Annotated in this window: 16 protein-coding genes and 1 tRNA gene; 7 read left to right on the top strand and 10 right to left on the bottom strand. The window is 41.7% G+C overall.

Going from position 1 to position 18,131, the window contains the following annotated elements:
- Positions 1-23 precede the first annotated feature (23 nt).
- Genes CQA49_RS02815 through CQA49_RS02805 form a run of 3 tightly spaced genes read right to left on the bottom strand, consistent with a single transcriptional unit; the run spans position 24 to position 4,457 of the window.
- Positions 24-2,135: an ATP-dependent helicase gene (locus CQA49_RS02815; RefSeq protein WP_181882591.1), complete on the bottom strand. Its 2,112-nt coding sequence runs from the start codon at positions 2,133-2,135 to the stop codon at positions 24-26.
- 29 nt (positions 2,136-2,164) lie between these two features.
- Positions 2,165-3,214 carry an SAM-dependent methyltransferase gene (locus tag CQA49_RS02810; RefSeq protein WP_115574453.1) on the bottom strand — a complete coding sequence of 350 codons (1,050 nt, stop codon included), beginning with the start codon at positions 3,212-3,214 and terminating at the stop codon, positions 2,165-2,167.
- 10 nt (positions 3,215-3,224) lie between these two features.
- Positions 3,225-4,457, bottom strand: a complete 1,233-nt coding sequence (locus CQA49_RS02805) for an aspartate aminotransferase family protein (protein ID WP_115574452.1) — start codon at positions 4,455-4,457, stop codon at positions 3,225-3,227.
- Between the two features lie 118 nt (positions 4,458-4,575).
- On the opposite strand from CQA49_RS02805, the gene CQA49_RS02800 reads away from it, so the two are divergent.
- On the top strand, positions 4,576-5,124 hold the full coding sequence (locus tag CQA49_RS02800) for a hypothetical protein (protein WP_115574451.1): 549 nt from the start codon (positions 4,576-4,578) through the stop codon (positions 5,122-5,124).
- 74 nt (positions 5,125-5,198) lie between these two features.
- Positions 5,199-5,275: transfer RNA gene (locus CQA49_RS02795), tRNA-Met, on the top strand.
- Between the two features lie 53 nt (positions 5,276-5,328).
- Here CQA49_RS02795 and CQA49_RS02790 read toward each other — a convergent pair.
- The 6 genes from CQA49_RS02790 to bamD form a co-directional block, all read right to left on the bottom strand.
- Positions 5,329-6,213, bottom strand: a complete 885-nt coding sequence (locus CQA49_RS02790; protein WP_115574450.1) for a phosphate/phosphite/phosphonate ABC transporter substrate-binding protein — start codon at positions 6,211-6,213, stop codon at positions 5,329-5,331.
- A gap of 159 nt (positions 6,214-6,372) precedes the next feature.
- On the bottom strand, positions 6,373-7,497 hold the full coding sequence (locus tag CQA49_RS02785) for an acyl-CoA dehydrogenase family protein (protein ID WP_115574449.1): 1,125 nt from the start codon (positions 7,495-7,497) through the stop codon (positions 6,373-6,375).
- Positions 7,498-7,606: 109 nt separating this feature from the next.
- Positions 7,607-8,800, bottom strand: coding sequence for a ferritin-like domain-containing protein (locus tag CQA49_RS02780; protein WP_115574448.1), 1,194 nt, complete (start codon positions 8,798-8,800; stop codon positions 7,607-7,609).
- Positions 8,801-8,912: 112 nt separating this feature from the next.
- On the bottom strand, positions 8,913-9,704 hold the full coding sequence (locus CQA49_RS02775; RefSeq protein WP_115574447.1) for an isoprenylcysteine carboxylmethyltransferase family protein: 792 nt from the start codon (positions 9,702-9,704) through the stop codon (positions 8,913-8,915).
- A 47-nt stretch (positions 9,705-9,751) separates the two neighbouring features.
- Complete coding sequence (lon, locus tag CQA49_RS02770; RefSeq protein ID WP_115574446.1) at positions 9,752-12,124, bottom strand: endopeptidase La; 2,373 nt, start codon at positions 12,122-12,124, stop codon at positions 9,752-9,754.
- Between the two features lie 20 nt (positions 12,125-12,144).
- Entirely contained in the window at positions 12,145-12,783 is a 639-nt protein-coding gene (gene bamD / locus CQA49_RS02765) for an outer membrane protein assembly factor BamD (RefSeq protein ID WP_115574445.1), read from the bottom strand.
- 157 nt (positions 12,784-12,940) lie between these two features.
- Here bamD and fliW point away from each other — a divergent pair, with 157 nt between their 5' ends.
- From fliW to CQA49_RS02740, 5 genes are all read left to right on the top strand, one after another.
- Positions 12,941-13,396, top strand: a complete 456-nt coding sequence (fliW, locus tag CQA49_RS02760; RefSeq protein ID WP_115574444.1) for a flagellar assembly protein FliW — start codon at positions 12,941-12,943, stop codon at positions 13,394-13,396.
- 68 nt (positions 13,397-13,464) lie between these two features.
- Entirely contained in the window at positions 13,465-14,274 is an 810-nt protein-coding gene (locus CQA49_RS02755) for a pyrroline-5-carboxylate reductase (RefSeq protein ID WP_115574443.1), read from the top strand.
- An 88-nt stretch (positions 14,275-14,362) separates the two neighbouring features.
- The gene (gene thyX / locus CQA49_RS02750) at positions 14,363-15,025 is read left to right on the top strand and encodes an FAD-dependent thymidylate synthase (RefSeq protein ID WP_115574442.1); all 663 of its coding nucleotides are present in this window, start codon (positions 14,363-14,365) and stop codon (positions 15,023-15,025) included.
- Positions 14,991-15,386 (top strand): HIRAN domain-containing protein, encoded by a 396-nt coding sequence (locus tag CQA49_RS02745; protein ID WP_115574441.1) that lies wholly within the window; start codon positions 14,991-14,993, stop codon positions 15,384-15,386. The genes thyX and CQA49_RS02745 overlap by 35 nt, the downstream gene beginning before the upstream one ends.
- 12 nt (positions 15,387-15,398) lie before the next feature.
- A complete protein-coding gene (locus CQA49_RS02740; RefSeq protein WP_115574440.1) occupies positions 15,399-16,550 on the top strand; it encodes a DUF354 domain-containing protein in 1,152 nt (383 codons plus the stop codon).
- Between the two features lie 82 nt (positions 16,551-16,632).
- Here CQA49_RS02740 and CQA49_RS02735 read toward each other — a convergent pair whose 3' ends face one another.
- Positions 16,633-17,889 carry a restriction endonuclease subunit S gene (locus tag CQA49_RS02735; protein ID WP_181882590.1) on the bottom strand — a complete coding sequence of 419 codons (1,257 nt, stop codon included), beginning with the start codon at positions 17,887-17,889 and terminating at the stop codon, positions 16,633-16,635.
- Positions 17,890-18,131 lie beyond the last annotated feature (242 nt).

Raw genomic sequence — 18,131 nt, 5'->3', positions numbered from 1 at the left:
GCTTAGTTTGGATAGATTTTAACTTAGACTTTCTCCACAAAAGAGCTTAAAATAATGCGCTGTGTGCCACCAAAATTGATTTTAAGCGTGGTTTGCGCGCCTTGATTTTTCACTTCCAGCACACGCCCTGTGCCAAAAAGTTTGTGCTTTACTAAGTCATTGACGCAAATTTCCCCACTTATCTGCGCGCTAGATTCTGCATTTTCAAAATCTTTGTCATCATTTTGAGAATCTATAAGCCCAGATTCTCTTAAGAATCTCGAGCGTGGCAGGGAAAACTCCCTTTTGCCCCGATACAGCCTACTTGAAACGCTTGAGAGATAAAGCTTCTTTTTTGCCCTTGTGATTGCCACATAGCCAAGCCTGCGCTCTTCCTCCAAATCGCTATCAGTGTGGATAAGCGGGAAAAATCCCTCCTCCATTCCCACCACAAATACCCTTTCAAACTCTAGCCCCTTAGCACTATGCACGCTCATGCAGCTGACAGAATCTTGCGCGCTTTCATCACTGCTAGAGCTTAGCGCAATGTCGTTTAAAAAATCTTCCAACCCAAGTTCGTCATTATTTTGCGCGAAATCCCGCAATGCGCCGTAAAATTCCGCGATATTTGCCATTTTATCGACATTTTCAACCTTGCTAAATTCCGCACTAAAATCAATCGCGCTTTCAAAAGATTCTAAAAACTCCTCAATCCCACTCTCTAGCTTTTCTCGCAAGTTTGCAATCATTGCAAAAAATTCTTCTAGCGTTTTAATGTTTTTTGCGCCAATAATCGCGCCTAGCTCGTCTTTATGAAGTTTAAAAGCCTTTTCAATTGCCAAGTGTTTAGAATCTGCAAAAGATTCTATGCGCTCTTGCGTAAGCTTGCCAAGTCCGCGCTTTGGTTTATTGAGAATCCGCAAGAGTGAGAAGTTATCATCGCCATTGACGATAAAGCGCAAATAACTTAGCACATCTTTAATCTCCTCGCGCTCATAAAAGCGCAGTGAGCCGATAATCTTAAAAGGCACTTTTGCGCGCAATAGCGCTTCTTCAAGCCCGCGAGAGAGTGCATTAAGCCGAAAAAGTATCGCAAAATCTTCAAACTTCGCGCCCTTTTTGCATTGAGATTTGATAAGCTCTGCAATTATGTTGCCCTCACTTATCTCATCATCAGAATACAAAATGCTAATCTCCTCGCCATCATCATTTTGAGAATCTAGCTCCTTGCCAAGGCGCTTTTTATTTTTTGCAATGAGCGTATTTGCTGCGCGCAGGATTTGTGGCGTAGAGCGGTAGTTGCGCTCAAGCTTGATAATGCGCGCGTTTGCGAAGTTTTTTTGAAATTCCAAAATATTGCTAATATCCGCCCCGCGCCAAGAATAGATACTTTGATCATCATCGCCCACCACGCAAATATTTTGATGTGTCATTGTGAGATGCCTAAGCAAGCGCGCTTGAAGCTCATTTGTATCTTGATATTCATCAACCATAATGTATTGATATTTTTGGCTTGTTTGCTCGCACAGCGCGGGATTAGATTCCAAAATTTTGCAGGTGAGATAAAGCAAATCATCAAAATCAAGCATATTATTTGCTAGCAAAAACGCCTCATACTCGACATACGCCTTTTGCAAGAGCTTGTATTCTGGATTGTTAGAATACGCCTTTGCTTCCTGTGCGCTCAAATAGGCGTTTTTATTGCTTGAAATATAAGAGAGAATGCGTTGTGGCGGGATATTTGGGTTAATCTTTTTTACAATGCGCTTGCAATCAGTGGTATCTAGCAGGCTAAAATTGACACTGCGCCCAAGCAAATGGATATGAAAACGCAAAAAAAGTAGTCCAAAGCGGTGAAAAGTGCAAAGCAGCGGTGGCGTGGCGCTATGGTTTTGCAAAAGATTTAGCGCACGCTCACGCATTTCTTTTGCGGCTTTGTTGGTAAAGGTAAGCGTGAGCGTATTTTGCGCTGGGATTCCCACTTCTTCGATGAGGTAGGCAAGGCGCGTGGTGAGCGTTTTTGTCTTGCCACTTCCTGCGCCCGCTAAAATTAAAAGCGCGCCATCAATGCACTCCACCGCTTCTAACTGCTGGGGATTGAGGCTTTGTAGCATCGCTTGTAATGGCGTTTGTGCGGAAAATTGAGAATCTTGCATAATTTTTTGTCCTTAAAAAGTTGTCTGTCTTAAAGTGGCGCATTATAACAAAAACATACACCCCTAAAGCGCTCGCCCAAAATCTGGGGATCAAGCAAAGCGCGCAGTTTCGCAGCCTCTTTTTGATACAGGCTAAAATCACAGCTTTTCTCAAAGCTTTCCACCACTTCAAAAAGCGCGCATTCTTCTAATAGCACCTTATTTTGCGCTTTGTTAAAGACTTGAAAAAACTCCAGATTTTCAAATAAATGCGCCACAAACTCAAAATCCACATCCGCCGTCATATCCGCAACTTGATAAAACGCGTTAAAGCCAAGATTTTGTATCTCTTCAAAGCTAAAAACTTGATGATTTTTATACGCGCGGATAAAGGAGCTAGGGTTTTGCGCGCCGAGTTTGTCATAATCAAAGGTGAGAAAATACGCACTTTGGCTTTTTTTAGCACATTTGGCGATTTGGGTTAGAAATGGTTTTAGATTTGGCGGATACGCGCCATTTAATTTGAGCTTTTCTAAGCTAGCGCGCAAGTCTTTTTGCGCCCAGCTTAGATCACACTTTTTGCTTTCAACCCACCGCCCGCAGTTTCCATCAACAAAAAACATTGAATCTTGCAAAAAAATATCCACGCAAAAGCTATCAAGCAACTCATTGCTAACAAAAAAAAGACTTTGTGCGTTTGGTGTGAGCGTGGATTCTAAGCTTTGCAGGGAATCATACACGCAAAAATTTGTAAGATCTCTCAAGGTCGCCTTTTGTGCTATTTGCAATTGCGCCAAAGGCTCGATAGTGTAAAAATGAAGTTGAGAAAAAAGAGAATCTTTGCCAAGCGCGCACAAAAAATCCGCAATATCTTTGAGCAAGAAGCCCTTGTGTGCGCCAATTTCGACAATATATAAAGGAAGGCGCAAAGAGCTAGATTCTAAAAGCTTTAAAATGTAGTTTGCAATCCCAGCGCCAAAAAATCTACTCACGCTCACAGAGGTGTAAAAATCGCCCTCTTTCCCCACGCGCGCGGGATTATTGTAGTAGCCATTTTCTCCATAGAGCGAAGATTCTAGCCAAGCGCTAAGGGGAAGCATATTTGAAAACTTATTTGAGTTTGAGCTGAGTTAGGGCTGTTTCTATGCGTTTAAATCCTTCATCAACTTCGCTTTTTGTGATATTTAGTGGCGGGAGGAATCGCAAAACATTTTTCCCGGATTTTAGCACCAGCACACGCGCTTTAAAGCAAGATTCTAAAATCTTTGCATAATTTTGAGAATCTTTCACCTCAAGCCCGCACATAAGCCCTAAGCCGGTTTTTTTGCTAAAAGTTTTTGGGTATTTGGCAAGTAGAGAATCTAAGCGATTGTGGAAATAATTTATTGTGTATTCAAGCTCGGAGCTTTTGCGCATAGATTCTAGCGTTTTTAGCACCTTTAGCCCGGCATTTGTAGCAAGGAAATTCCCCCCAAAAGTGCTTCCATGATCACCTAGCGCAAATACATTAATTTTTTTGCTCATACACGCGCCTATTGGCACGCCACCGCCTAAGCCCTTAGCAGTGGTGATGACATCAGGGGAGATTCCATAAAGTTTTGAAGCAAAAATCTCGCCACTGCGATAAATCCCGCTTTGCACCTCATCAACCATCAAAAGGATATTTTTTTGCTTGCAAAATTTTTCTAATTCTTGCACTTCTTTTTTATCCATCGCGCATACGCCACCTTCGCCCTGCACAAGCTCTAAAAGCACCGCGCAAGTGTGAGAATCTACGACATTTTTAATGTCTTTAATATCCTTTGCGCGCACAAAACCATCAGGATAAGGACCAAAATGTTGATGAAACTTATCCTGCCCTGTGGCTTTAAGAGAAGCTATCGTGCGCCCATGGAAGCTAGAATCTAGCGTAATGATTTTGTATCTGTCCTCGCCATTTGGCGCGCTTTTTTCGCCAAATTTGCGCGCAAGTTTAATGGCGCATTCATTTGCTTCCGCGCCAGAGTTTGCAAAAAACACGCGCATAGGCTCTTTTTTATCCATATCTTTTTGATAATACTTAATGAGGCGCTTTGCGAGCTTTGCTTGCGGGGCAATGTAGTAGAGATTTGAAGTGTGGATAAGCGTTTTTGCACTTTTTTTAAGCGCCTTTGCTAAAACCTTATTCCCATGTCCTAAGCCACACACGCCAATGCCAGAGCCAAAATCAATATATTCGCGCCCTTTTGTATCTTGCAGTTTCGCGCCTTTGCCTTTGATAAAGGCGACTTTTTGACGCGCATAGGTGTTAAAAACATACGCGCTATCCATTTGTATGATTTTTTGCAATTTATGAGAATCCATAACTGCTCCTTAAAAATTTGAAAATTTTGCCAGCAAAAAGGAAAGATTATAGCAGAAATTTGGCGCGATTTTTGCTTTAACTCTCACTTAACCACATCTTTAATTTTGGGAGCAATGCGTGCAGATAACCCCGCTTAATAATTCTTTCACAAATCCTTTGACACAAAAAAGAGAATCTAATACTAAAGAATCTAACTTAGAAGGGCAAGATTCTCTAAATACCAAAAATCCGCAGAATCCGCAGAACTTAGAAGGTTTAGAGAATCCAAACGCGCAAAATGCCACGCAAGATATTTCGCAAAATGCGCGTATAGATTCCACAAAAGAGGCAGATTCTAAGCAAAAAGAAAAAGCACAATATGAGTTTAAAGAACCGCGCATTACTTATGGACTACAGATTTTAGAGCGTATGAGTGATGAGGAATATCGAGCGTTTTTGCGCGCAAGCGAGGGGCTAAGTGAAGGTGAAAAAATGATTATGGCGCAAAGCTTGTATCGCTTTACGGATTTTTATCAAGGGCGCAAGGAGATAGATTCCGCACATAAGGCATTGCAGGATAAATACAAAGCCTTTGGCGTGGATAATGAGAAGGTAGAACAGCAAATCACGCGCTACAAAAATGCGCTCATGCAGATTCAGCGCGAAGCTTACAGCAATGGAATCTAGCTTAATAGCTTATTAAGCAAAGATTTTCTAAAATAGCGCGTGTTTTTCAAAGGCGCAAGATGGTGCAAAATTAAGTCAGGGTAGCTCAGCTGGTTAGAGCGCTGGTCTCATAAGCCGGAGGTCGGGAGTTCAAGTCTCCCCCTTGACACCATTAGCTTTTAAACAGCTTGCAAAATCCTAGCTTACACAAATCCCCAAAATTTCTTACAATAAATTTTGCTCTTCCATTGCCTTTTGCAACACTGCATAATCGCGCAATTCTGTCTCGCCTACGCGTATCCACTCATTTAAGCCTTCCATTTGCATCATTTTTGCAATCAATGGTTCGCTTTTTTTCTCATTTTGACTTAAAAGCATTTCACAAAATGCCTCCTGCGCGTTTGATTCTAAACTTGGCAAAACGCTAAAATTGCAATGACAATATCCGGGCGTGCTCCAAAAACTCTCAATCTCTGGGTAACTTCCTTCGCTTAGGATTCTCACCCATGTGCTTGAGCCGATACTGCCAGCATCTAGCTCGCCTCTTTTTATCGCATCAAGCACATCAAATTCGCTTCTGCCTGTATCACCATGCTTGCCCAAATCGCTATTAAAGCGCACGACAGAAAGGCTTGCGTTATCGCTTTTTGCGCTATTTTTTTCTGTACCACGCCCGCATGCATCAGGTGAGCTAAACTCCACAATATTTGGCGTAATTTTTGCCTGCTGTAGATAATACAAGCCCAAAATCGCCGCCTGCGCAGAATCTAAACTTCCAAGCCCAAAGCGCTTGCCTTTCAAATCCTGCAAATCCTTAATCCCGCTTCCCTTGCGCGTGACAAATTTTGTCGTAAAATTTTTGTCTGTATCGCGCATGATGAGCGCCTTTGCCTTGCCTTGCGTCCTGTGTAATGTCCGAATCCACGCGACATTTGTATTCCACGCGATGTCAATATGCCCTGCAAGAAGGGATTCCACTTGACGCTCATAATTGCTAAAAAGCACATAATCAAGCTTCAAGCCCCACTCATTACTATAATCGCGGATAATATCCCAAATAGGCACGACTTTTGGATCGTATGCCACAGCCCCTAGAAGTAGTGTTTTCATGCTATTCCTTTTTATTGTATCGTCTCCGTGCGAGTAAATCGCACTCCGCCTCCGCTCCGCTTTCAACTTCGCGGAAATAAATTCCGCTTTGTTTTCAGCTCCGCGCACATACTCAACCTTTTTTTGGTTGATGAGAATCCGCAGACTCTCTAAAGCACTTTAGCCTGTAATCGCATCTCCTAGCCACATTTTCAGCACATCTAGGCTCGGTGCCATTACTTGTGAAGCAAGCGCATCGCGCATATAGCGCTCCAGCGGCAATGCCTTATTATACGCCTTGCCTCCGCCTAGCCTTAAAGCAAGCGTGCAAATATCCATCACATTATGCGTTGCGTTAATGCGACACGCAAATATTTTGGGCGCAGCCGCCGCGCCAACTTCATCAAAGCTCTTTGCCGCATCAAGCACGAGCGCGATTGAGCTTTGGGCTTTTGTATAAAGATCTGCGAGGTGGATTCTCACAAGCTCAACATCTTTGAGCGCGCTACCAGAAGTGTATTTGCGCTCCTTTGTGTGCGCAAGCGCACATTCATACGCTGCATTCCCAAGCCCGCTATACACCGCGCCAAGCCCCGCGACAAAATACATCACCACTAAGCCTGCTTGCGTCTCTCCCTCGCCCTCTTTGCCAATGCGCCATTTTTCCTCAAGCTCGACATTATTATACTGCACAGGCATTGAAGCGTTTCCGCGCATACCAAGCCCATTCCAAGTGCTTGTCTCATGCACGAGATTTTGAGAATCTTTACTCACAAGCCAAGTGTTTTTCGCCCCTGCAATTTGGCAGGAATTTGTATAGGTGAGATAGAAATTTGCGTGCTGCGCGGAAGTTACAAAGCTTTTGCGCCCATTTAAAATGCGCTTTGTGCCATTTTGAGATTCTGTAATATCAGGTGCGCCAAAATGCGTCCCCGAGCCACTTTCACTAAATGCAAGTGCAAGGCTCACCTCACCTTTTGCGATTTTTGGCAAAAGCTCATTTTTGAGCTCCTCACTTCCAAATGCCACCAAACACGCTGTGCCGGTATTATGCATCATATAGCAAAGCGCGGTTGTGGCGCAAAACTGCGCGAGGTTGTAGCACACTTGCGCATGCTCGAAATTCCCCCCGCCTAAACCGCCATATTCCTTAGGGACAAGCAATCCCATAAAGCCTTCTTTTTTAAGCGCCTCATACGCCTCTTGTGGGAATCTCCCCTCCTCGTCAGTGCGTTTTGTCAGTGGGGCTATGTGTTTGCGCCCAAATTCTTGTGTGTAGGTTGTAAGATTTTGAAGTGTTAGCATAAATGCTCCTTATGTAGTTTGTGTTTCAATCCAACGGATTGCTTATTAAGGGTTAAGCCCTTAGCAATACTTTAGAATCTTAAAATACTGCTAAAAACTTTTTAGATTCTTACATAAAATTTGGCGTGTGCGCCTTGCTCATTTCATGCGCTAGCTCCGCGTCTATCCCGCATTCTATGAGCCTTTTTGTGCGATTTTTTTGCATTTTTGTTTTAAGATTTTCTAGCTTTTCAAAGCCTCTTTTTATTTGTGCGCTTTGTTCGCCCCCGCCTGCAAATACGCAAAGAGATTCTAAAAGCAAGGTAGATTCTCCACTTAGCTCATCTAAATACTGCTTGCGCTTAAAAACAGCATTTTTAAGAATCTCAACTTTTTGCGGATTACACAAAAGCGCGTTTTTGATGTTATTCATTCCATACGCCACATGGCGCATTTCATCTTTGCGCGCGAGATAGAGAAGCTTTTTTGTGGGCGCATCTTTGGCATGAGATTCCAAAAAATGCAATAAATCCACAAATGTTCCTTCCCCCATAATGTGAAGCAAAAAGCTAGATTTCAAATAATCATCTTCCTTAAAAAGCGTAAAAAGGCTTTGTTGCGTGGTGCGTGTGGAGTATTGAAGCCCAAGCCCTGTGGCATTTGCACGCTTAATAAAAACCTCTATATGCCGCGCCTCATCGCCAATAATAGAGCTAAGCAAAAGCGGCACTTCATAATAATAGGGTGAAATTTTTGACAAAAACTTTGAGGGCACATACAACGCGGAAAACTCATTCTCCACCAAATAAGTCATAATCTGCGCGGTGGCAAACTCAAGTGCTGGGGAATATGATGGAATCTCACTCCATGTAATATCATGCGTGGCGCTCCATTGTGAAAGTTTAGAATCTTCATAGAGCTTTTCTAGCTTCTCACTCCAAATATCTTGCTTTGAAGTGAGTTCAAAATAATAATTTGGGCTAGCGATTTCTGTAATGCTCCCGCGCGCAGCAAGTCCCAAATCATCTGGCGCTAGTGACAAAAGAGAGTTTTGCTGTGGGACTTGAAAATGTGGAAAAGCCGTGTGAGAGCGCTTTTGCAAAAGATAAGTGAAGCAGTGTTTTTGCGCCTTTTTTTCTAAAAACCGCTCGCCTTTAAATTGACACCATGAAAGCAACTCATGCTCTAAATTATCAAGTTTGCTTGTAAGCGCGATGCAGTCGCCCTTTTGCGCGAGTAAAAAGGCATTCTCCAAACGCAAGAAAAAAAGCTTGCCAAGCGGAAGAGAATCTAAAATAAGAGAATGAGTTTGTGGAATATCCATTTTTTGGGCTTTAAAAGCTTAGATTGTTGAAAATCTAAGCGATATGCGCGCTTTTTTATAAGCGCTAGGTTTTCACACGGAAAAGGAAAGATTGTAATAAAAGATATTTAACTTAGCGTCCCTCGACTTCAAAAAGCTTTGTTTTCTTAACTAAAATTAACATAGTGACATAAATCACCGCGCATAGCACAAAAAACACGCTTAAAATCGGCTCAAGCGGGACTTTGAAACTTCTAAAAACATACAACGCAATCATATAATACGCAAAGCCAAGCGAAACTGCCAAGCCAAAAAGCGAGTGGTATTCTCTTTTAAGCATTGATTTCATACTAAAATCAAGCTCGCTTTTTTTATACGCTTTAAAGTTTGGCAAAAAAGCTGGTGTGTTTTTCGCCCAAGCTAAATATTCCTCGCCAAATTTTTGTGTCAAAAACGCCTCTTCAGCATAAATAATACGCTCATAATACAGCCAGAATCCAAGCGCAAACACAAGCGCAAAAAGCCAATTCCCAAGCAAAATGATAGGGGAGAGCATCATCAAAAAATTTCCGAGATACAGCGGATTGCGACAAAGCGAATACATACCTGTGGTGTTTAGCACGCTTGCTTTTTGTTCTTTTGTATTGCGCCCTGAAGTATCGCGCGGGACATAGCCAGCCACGAGGATTCTCACAAATTGCCCTAGCAAGCCAATAAAAAGTGCCAAAAGAATAAGCGTAATGTTATACCCGCTAAACATCGGGCTTACGCCCATAAGCGAAATCGTAAAGCCCTGCATATAAATGAGATTTTGCCCAAAGCTCCAAAGGCAGAGCAAAAACATCGGAATAATCGCCAAAGGCAGGTAACTGCGATAGCGGAATAAAAAATCACCTTCTTTTTTAAATTTCTCTTTTAAAATCATTTTGCCTCCTTAAAATTGCTTGTTAGATTCTGCTTAGAATCCCCAGCTCATACAAGCGCAAGTTCCAAAACCTCTTCGATTGTATCAACGCCTACAATTTCCATATTTTCCTTTACTTCCTGCTCGATCTCATCTAAATCGCGCTCATAGTTTTTGCGCGGGATAAGCACTTTTTTAATACCAGCTTTATGTGCGGCGATGAGCTTTTCTTTCAACCCGCCAATGGGTAAAACCGCGCCTGTAAGTGTTAGCTCGCCTGTCATGGCGATTTGTGCGCGCACCTTTCTTTCGCTCAAAATTGACGCAATCGTGCAAGCCATCGTAATACCTGCACTCGGACCATCTTTTGGCGTGGCGCCCTCTGGGATATGCAAATGTATATCAAAAAGCGTATAAATTTGAGAATCTTTAGGCAATTTTTGCTTTTTATTTTGCAAGAATTTTTTATCAAACAGCGTTTTCACCACAGAATGCGCGATTTTAGCAGATTCTTTCATCACATCGCCCATGCTTCCTGTGAGTGTCAAAGCGCCTTTGCCCTTAATCTTAATCGCCTCGATTTTCAGCACATCGCCACCTACACTCGTCCATGCAAGCCCATTTGTCACGCCGATTTTATCTTTTGCGTCATTTGGGGAGATTTCAAAAACGATTTTTTCCAAAAACTGCCCCACATTGCGCGGAGTAATGCTAATTTTTGTCGCTTCTTTTTTGTTAAGAATTTCCTTTGCGCTTTTGCGCATAATGCTTGCAATCTGTCGGCGCAAGCCACGCACGCCCGCTTCTCTTGTGTATTTTTCGATGATTTCTTTGAGTGCCTCGCTTGAGATTGTTACTTCTGCGCTTTTTAGCGCGTGTTTTTCTAGCTCTTGTGGGATTAGGTATTTGCGCGCGATTTGGAATTTTTCTTGTGGCGTGTAGCTTGAAATCTCTATAAACTCCATTCTATCGCGCAAAGGTGGCGGGATCGTGCCAATGTCATTTGCTGTAGCGATAAAAATTACGCGGGAAAGATCAAGGTTAAAATTTGTGTAATAATCCCTAAATGCGCTATTTTGCTCTGGATCCAAAATCTCTAAAAGCGCGCTTGTGGGATCGCCTCGATAGCTTTTTGCCACTTTGTCAATCTCATCAAGCACGATGACTGGATTCATCTCTTTTGCCTCAATAAGCCCTTGCGTGATTCTACCCGGCATCGCGCCAATGTAGGTGCGTCTATGTCCGCGCAATTCGCTTACATCTTCTAATCCGCCAAGCGCGATTCTCACAAGTGATCGTTTTGTGGCTTTGGCAATGGAGTTTGCAAGGCTTGTTTTCCCAACGCCCGGCGGTCCAAAAAAGCATAAAATCGTGCCTTTAGAATCCTTAGAATCTTTTTTGCGCGCTGAAGTTAGCTCACGCACCGCAAAATATTCAATTATGCGCTCTTTTGGCTTTTTTAGCGCATAATGATCGCTATCTAGCTGTTTTTGGAGGGTGTTAATTGAAATTTTTGTTTTTGAAAGTTTGTCAAATGGGATTTCTAAGCACCATTCCACATAATTTTGCAACAAATTCGCATCCGCGCTATCTTGGTGCATGCGGGAAAGGCGCTCGATTTGCTTTTTTATCTCTTTATACGCATCTTCATTCATCGCAGGGCGCAGGGCTTCTAGCTTTTGTTTGTAGCGCTCGATTTCCTCATCTTTTGGATTTTCACCTAGCTCTTTTTGGATAAGCTTTAGCTGCTCTTTGAGAAAATACTCTTTGTTGATTTGCTCCATTTTATTATGGACTTTGGATTTGATCTCTTTTTGTATGCGCTGGGCTTGGATCTCTTCCATCACATATTCAATAATAAGCTCTAAGCGCGAAAGCACGCTATCTTGCGCGAAAAGCTTATATGCTGGCTCTTTTTTTAAGCGCATGCTAGAGGCGACAAGATCGATGATTCTATTTGGTTCGTGATTGTCTTCAATGGTTTTTAGCAAATCTGGTGGGAAGCGCTGGCTTGTATTTGCGAGAATCTTTACCTTTTCGCGCAAAATTTCAAGCAACGCATTTGCGGTATTTTCCTCATAAGGTTCATAAGAAATCACATCTACAAGCGCTTGCAGTGGATTATCAGAGATGATTTTTACAATTTTTGCACGATAGAGCCCTTGAAAAAGAAGCTTTGTTTTGCCATCAGGCATAGCGACTTTTCGCATTATCGAGCCTAGCACGCCCACATCATACAGCGCCTCGTCACTAGAATCGCTAGATTCACAATCTTTTGGCGAGCTGATTAAAATAAGATCATTGCCTTCCATCGCCTTATCTACAGCCTGCACATTTTCATCATCATTGATATACACCGGCGCTATCATAAAAGGATAGATAAATAAATCATCTTGCACCAAAATTGGCACAATAAGGGGAAATTCAATATTTTCTTTCATACATATTCCTTATAAAATTTTTACCAATTAAACATTCTCACATACCACGGGATATATGAGGGCTTGATTTTTATGCCTTCCAAAATCTCTTGATTGCGTGAGAGATAGTCTTCGCTTGCTTCAATCTTGCCCTTGCGTCTATACACATTTGCAATAGATTCATTAAGTTCATTTTCGCCGAGCTTAAATTTGATATAGATATATTCCACAAATGGCGCATAACGGCTCTTTGGGAAGGTATCCAAATAATCTGCAATCTCATCAATAGAGCGCGCGACAAATTCTTGATCTTTAGCGTAGTTTTTGAATCCATAGTAGTTTGCAAGAATTTTTAAATATCCCAAATAATCTTGATCATTAAAGCTAGAATAGCGCTTCGCATACTCATCAACATAAAAAGTTGCAAGCAAATACTCTTCTTTATCCATATGCGCTTGAGCTAGAATTAACATAGATTCTGGCAAAAGAGGCGAGTTGATATGCTCTGACTGCAAGGAAGAAAAGTAAGAATCCGCGCCTTCTAGATTCCCAAAATTAATTTCTTTCAAAATATTTTCATACCAATAAGTCGCTGGCTTGTTGTATTCCAACTCTTTTTGTGTGCAAGCGCTAAAAAACAACAAAAGCAAAGGAAATAAAAGTGACAAAAAAGACTTCATAATGGGTAATTCCTTCAATCAAAGAAAGTTTTAAGATTTTTAAAAGCTGGTATTATACACAAAGACAATCAAACTTTAGGAAAAAATCCTTGCTTTTTATGGTAGAATCCGCGCTTATTGTCTTTTTGTAGAGATAGCAAATATTTGGAGTTATGTAATGCTTTTTGAGATCAAGTCACCGATTTTGGGTTTTGAGCATGTCAAAGCAATGAGGCTTGAGCGCATTGATGATATTTTCTTGCGTATTACTAATACTGAAGGCAGCGTGCCTTCTTTTACGCTTATCAATCCCTTTGCCTTGCGCGAATATGAGTTTGAAATCCCCACAGCCCTAGAGCTTTTACTTGATTTGAAAAATTGCAAAAATATCCTCGTGGCAAATATTATGGTGCTGCAAAAGCCATTAGAGGATTCTACGATTAATTTTCTTGCGCCATTGGTGTTTAACTTTGATAACAAAACAATGGCGCAAGTGGTGCTTGATAGCCTAGAATATCCGCAATACTCGATTGCTGAGCCTTTCAAAAACTTCTGCGAAGCGCCAAAAGATGAAAGCCAAAATGAAAGCTTAAAGGAAAGCGCAAGCGAAAGTCCAAAGCCACAAGATTCTTAGATTCCAAGTTTTTTAGAGAACTTTTAGAGAATCCCTAGCCTAAAATTTATTTTGTGTAAGGAGCGTTGATGAAGCCTTCAAAACTGCTTGTGTTAGGCTATGGAAATATGGCGCGCGCGATTGTTAAAGGGATTTTAGATTCTGCGCAAGAGTTTGAGCGCATTACTATCGCAGGGCGTGATTTTACAAAAGCGCAGGAGTTTTGCAAAAGCTTTGCCAAGCATAAAAAAGCCTCGATTTTGTGCGCGCAAGGAATCGCTCCAAATGCGACGCTTGAGCTAGAATCTTTTGACAGCATGCTTTTTTGTATAAAGCCTTATGGCATAGATTTTTTTAAATTTTTAGGAAGCGTGGAAATTGCCTACAGCGTGATGGCTGGCATTAATATCGCGCGTATGAAAGGCGTAATTAGCGCGCAAAATTATGTGCGTATCATGCCAAATGTCGGCGCGCATTTTGGAGAATCTGCAAGCTGCGTATTTGCGGAAAATCCACATAATAACGACGCGATAAGGGCATTTGTGGAAAGTTTTGGGAATTGCGTGTTTGTGGATTCTGAAGCGCTCATTGATGCGTCAATCGCTACAAGCGGGAGCTCACCGGCATTTTTAGCACTTGTGGCGCAGAGTCTTATTGATTGTGGCGTGTATCATGGGCTTAGCTTTTCACAGGCGCAAGAGCTTGTGAAACAGACTTTTAAAGGCTTTGCTTCGCTTTTGGAGACAGATTCTGCAGAATCCATCAAGCAATCCGTCACAAGTCCCAATGGCACGACAGCGCGCGGTTTAGCATGTTTAGAAAAACTCGGCGTGCGCGGGGCATTTATCCAAGCAGGGATTAAATCTGTCAATCGCGCGCAAGAATTAGCGAAGAAATAATTTTACTTGTCCCTTAAAGAAATATGCTAAAATCCACGCTTTAAAATAATATTTTACAAACAGCCAAAAGCCCATTTTAGGAGATTCCATGCAAGTTACACTTTTGCACCACACGCCAATTCCTGTCTGCTCGCACGCCATACGCACTTGCTACCAGTCCTTTGAGCGCGGGGATAATGGCGGGGAAAAGGATCTTGCGCTTATCTACAAAGTGGGGAATAAAAACAAGCATGGCTCGACTCTGGAGCATTTGTTTTATAATTTTTATATTCAAGGCATTTCGCGCGCATGCTTGCAAGAGCTCGCACGCCATAGAATCGCAAGCCTAAGCGTGAAATCCACGCGCTACACGCTTAAAGAGCTCAAACACGCGCAGAGTTTTTTGCCTTTAGATTCTATCAATCTCACGCGCGCACAGCAGTTTCTAGTCTTTTGTGAAAATGAGCGCGTCAATGAAGCAAGTGTTTTGGCGTTAGAAAATCTAAGAAAAATTTTGAGCGAAGGCGTGAGTAACGATCTTGCAAAGTTTTGCATGCCAGAATCTTACAAAACCGAGCTTTCATGGAGCATTAATGCAAGGGCGTTGCAAAATTTCTTAGAGCTTAGGAGTAGCAAGCATGCGCTGTGGGAGATTAGGAAGCTTGCTTTTTGCATTTTTGAAGCATTGCCACAAGAGCATAAATTTCTTTTTGAAGAATGCCTAGAAAGCTCTAAAGATGAAAGCCCAAAAGATGGGGACTGCGCGCAATGACTATTTTCACAAAAGCGCACAAGCCTTGAATCCAACGCATATCCTTATCATCGGCTTGCAGACTTTCCACTCGCGCGCACATTTGCGACTTGGTAGAATCTTGCGCCTAGAAAAAGAGCCACAAAATCCCTTTGATGAGTTTGCCATCCGCGCGGAGTTGCCTTATATCGGCATTGTTGGCTATGTGGCAAAAAGGGATTCTCTAAAAATTAGCCTGCGTAGCCAGATAGAGGGTTGCAAGGATGCGCGCGGGATTTATTTTGACTTTGTCACAAGGGCGTATGCGCGCGTTGAGTTTTTGAGCGAAAATTGGGCGATTTGCGCGCTGTGTGAGCCAAAAGCACATTTCAAGACCCCTTAAAGGCGCAAAAACTTGATTTGGCTTGATATTACCGATCCAAAATATGTGCTGTTTTTTCGTGCGCTGTTGCCGTATTTGCAAAGCTTAGATGAGGTGTTTATAACGACGAGAAAATCAAGTGGTTATGATGAATGCGCGCGCCTTTTGGAGCTTTTTAAGATTCCGCATGTTAGCGTGGGTGGCTATGGTGGCGCGCAAAGAATTGAAAAGTTCAAAGCGCGCCTAGAGCGAGAAAATCTCTTGCTAGAGCTCATCGCGCCCAAAAATCCCAAAATTTTTATCACCGGCGTGAGCGTGGAGGGCGCGCAATGTGCGTTTGGGCTTGGGATTCCGGTGGTGCATTTCGCAGATACGCCCATTGCTGGGAATGTGTGCGATGCGCGCTTGCTTAGCATTGTGGCGCGCCTAAGTTTGCCCCTTTCGCGCCTTATTTTTTATCCCTTTGTGCTTCCGAGCGCGGCTTTTACCATGCTAGGGATGGAGTCACGCAATCTTGTGAGTTACCCATTTATCGATATTGCGCTGTGGCTTGAAAATATAGAGGATTTGCGCGCTCAAAGGCTTAAGGACAAAGAGAGTGCGCCGTTTTTGCGTGCGTTAGGCTTTAGGGAGGAGCTTCCGATTATCCTTGTGCGCGAGGAGGAATACAAGGCGCATTATGTTAAAAAGCATGCGCGCATTCTTTATGAAAGCGTGCATTTACTGCACCAGCGCCTGCGCGCAAATATTGTCATCATGCCTCGCTATGAGAGTGCGCCTTTGGTTGCGGAGTTTGGGTATTTAGAGCGGGTGAAAATTTTAGAATCTAAGTTCGCCCCGCAGGAATTTTACCCCTATATTGATGTGCTTTTGGGCGGTGGAGGCAGTATGAATTTGGAGTCTTGCTATCTTGGGATTCCCACGATTTCGGTGCGCTCGCTCTTTTTGTTTCATGATAGTTTTTTGCTTGAAAATGGCTTTATGTCGCATGCAACAAGCGCGCAAGAAGTATTGAGCCTTGCAGAATCTATGCTTGCGCGTGCGCGTAAAAATAATAAAAAAGCCTTTGTCAAAGAGGATTTAGAATCTGCAAAGCACGCTATTATCCAAAGGCTTAGGGAGGAGTTTTATAGTAAAATGTCTTTAAAATCTTTTTGTTTAGCCAAACCTCGCTCAGCGTTTTAAGGTTTTCTTTCTGCAAGGGGGAAGGGGGCTTGAATTACTAAAGAAACGGCGCTTCGCTTGCGCTCGCAATGACAACTTAAAACTAACACACCAATTCCCCGCTAAAAGCTTTATTTAAAAGTGAGGCTTTTAGTTTGCTTAGTTTATCCAAACTATCATTTACAAAATAATCTAGCTTTTCTATGCCTTTAAATTTAGATTCTAAAATCTCTACGATTTGTTTTTGAGTATCTAGGGGCGGTAGGGGGATTTTTAGATTTTCCAACATAGGCTTTGATATATTAGGTTGTGCTCCACCATAAGCGAGGTTTTCTATTTCTTTTTTGATATTCATAAAAAAATAATTTCTAAATTTATCCAGCAAAATATCTTTTTTCAATATCTTAATATTGCCTACACGCTGATTTAAGTAAGAGAAAAATTCATACTGATAAACACCTGTTTTTCCTGTAGTTGCGCCAGACATAGCTATTAATAAATCTCCTTTGTGAATTTCAAATTCACTAGGCAATTTTTCTTGTGTTTTTACAGAATCTGTTATATCTACTTGATTATTTTTTATATCAGAAATTCTAATGATGTTAGTGCCATTGTCTTGGTATTCTTTACTTTTGAAAGCAAAACCATTCTGCACAAACGCCACTTCCCCAAGTGTTTTAACTTCCCAATCTTGTGGTAAATGTGGCAGGGTGGATTCTGTGTTATTTGTGGATTGCTTCGTCGCTGTCGCTTCTTGTGATGACATTTCTAACAAAGTCCCATTAAAAGCAGAGTTAAGCAATGAAGCCTTGAGCTTTACTAAATCCTTTTTAACCAAATTTAGTGCATTTGTAGCATTTTCTATCTTAGCAAACTTAAAGTCCAGAATCTCTACGATTTGTTTTTGAGTTTCAATCGGCGGTAGGGGGATTTTGATTTGTTTAAATCTATCCATATCTATTGTTGGAACAGCACTACCTTTTGTGTATTTACTTAAATTTATATTTTCTATAAAAAAGAACAAAAACATATTATGTGTAAAATTCTTTGGCGTCATAACGCAAGTATTTAAATCTACAACCGAATCTTGATTTAATATTCTTTTTTTATTTGTATAGATAGCACCTCCATTTTTGGGAAAAACTACAGAATTTTTTCTAAAAAACTTATGAGTTATCAAATATGATTTTGTTGTTTGTAAATATAATTCATTATCCTCGTGATTCATGTCCGATACTTTAAAATACGGCTTCCCACTTTTATTTGAATTTAAATCTTGCTTCTTGGGAGTATAGCCACCAAAAATATCACACACTTCCCCAAGTGTTTTAACTTCCCAAGTTTTTGGTAGTTTAGTCATTGTTTTCCTTGAATTTTGCTTTGGTATTGTTGCGAATTTTAACTTAATATAATGAGTATTTGAAGTATTTTGTGGATTGTGAGCGAGGGTGAGGGCGAAGCAATCCATTTTCAGAATCTTTTTGTTAGCTTAATCCCACTTAGATTCTCTATGTTTTCTTTTTGCAAGGGGGACAAGGGGGCTTGAATTGCGAAGTCACCCCCTTATCCCCCTTGCAACCCCCAAACCCCCGACAACGCTTT

Source organism: Helicobacter sp. MIT 00-7814 (assembly GCF_003364115.1).
In the GTDB taxonomy this organism is placed as follows: Bacteria; Campylobacterota; Campylobacteria; order Campylobacterales; family Helicobacteraceae; genus Helicobacter_F.
Note: the sequence above shows the minus strand (reverse complement) of the source record. Positions and strands in the feature narration are given on the sequence as shown.

Bases quoted from the DNA above. Each gene is read 5' to 3' on its own strand.
- CQA49_RS02805 (WP_115574452.1), bottom strand. From the start codon at position 4,457: ATGGATTCTCATAAATTGCAAAAAATCATACAAATGGATAGCGCGTAT.
- bamD (WP_115574445.1), bottom strand. From the start codon at position 12,783: ATGAAGTCTTTTTTGTCACTTTTATTTCCTTTGCTTTTGTTGTTTTTT.
- CQA49_RS02775 (WP_115574447.1), bottom strand. From the start codon at position 9,704: ATGATTTTAAAAGAGAAATTTAAAAAAGAAGGTGATTTTTTATTCCGC.
- CQA49_RS02735 (WP_181882590.1), bottom strand. From the start codon at position 17,889: ATGACTAAACTACCAAAAACTTGGGAAGTTAAAACACTTGGGGAAGTG.
- CQA49_RS02755 (WP_115574443.1), top strand. From the start codon at position 13,465: ATGAAGCCTTCAAAACTGCTTGTGTTAGGCTATGGAAATATGGCGCGC.
- CQA49_RS02745 (WP_115574441.1), top strand. From the start codon at position 14,991: ATGAAAGCCCAAAAGATGGGGACTGCGCGCAATGACTATTTTCACAAA.
- CQA49_RS02790 (WP_115574450.1), bottom strand. From the start codon at position 6,213: ATGAAAACACTACTTCTAGGGGCTGTGGCATACGATCCAAAAGTCGTG.
- CQA49_RS02780 (WP_115574448.1), bottom strand. From the start codon at position 8,800: ATGGATATTCCACAAACTCATTCTCTTATTTTAGATTCTCTTCCGCTT.
- lon (WP_115574446.1), bottom strand. From the start codon at position 12,124: ATGAAAGAAAATATTGAATTTCCCCTTATTGTGCCAATTTTGGTGCAA.
- CQA49_RS02810 (WP_115574453.1), bottom strand. From the start codon at position 3,214: ATGCTTCCCCTTAGCGCTTGGCTAGAATCTTCGCTCTATGGAGAAAAT.
- CQA49_RS02815 (WP_181882591.1), bottom strand. From the start codon at position 2,135: ATGCAAGATTCTCAATTTTCCGCACAAACGCCATTACAAGCGATGCTA.
- thyX (WP_115574442.1), top strand. From the start codon at position 14,363: ATGCAAGTTACACTTTTGCACCACACGCCAATTCCTGTCTGCTCGCAC.
- CQA49_RS02785 (WP_115574449.1), bottom strand. From the start codon at position 7,497: ATGCTAACACTTCAAAATCTTACAACCTACACACAAGAATTTGGGCGC.
- fliW (WP_115574444.1), top strand. From the start codon at position 12,941: ATGCTTTTTGAGATCAAGTCACCGATTTTGGGTTTTGAGCATGTCAAA.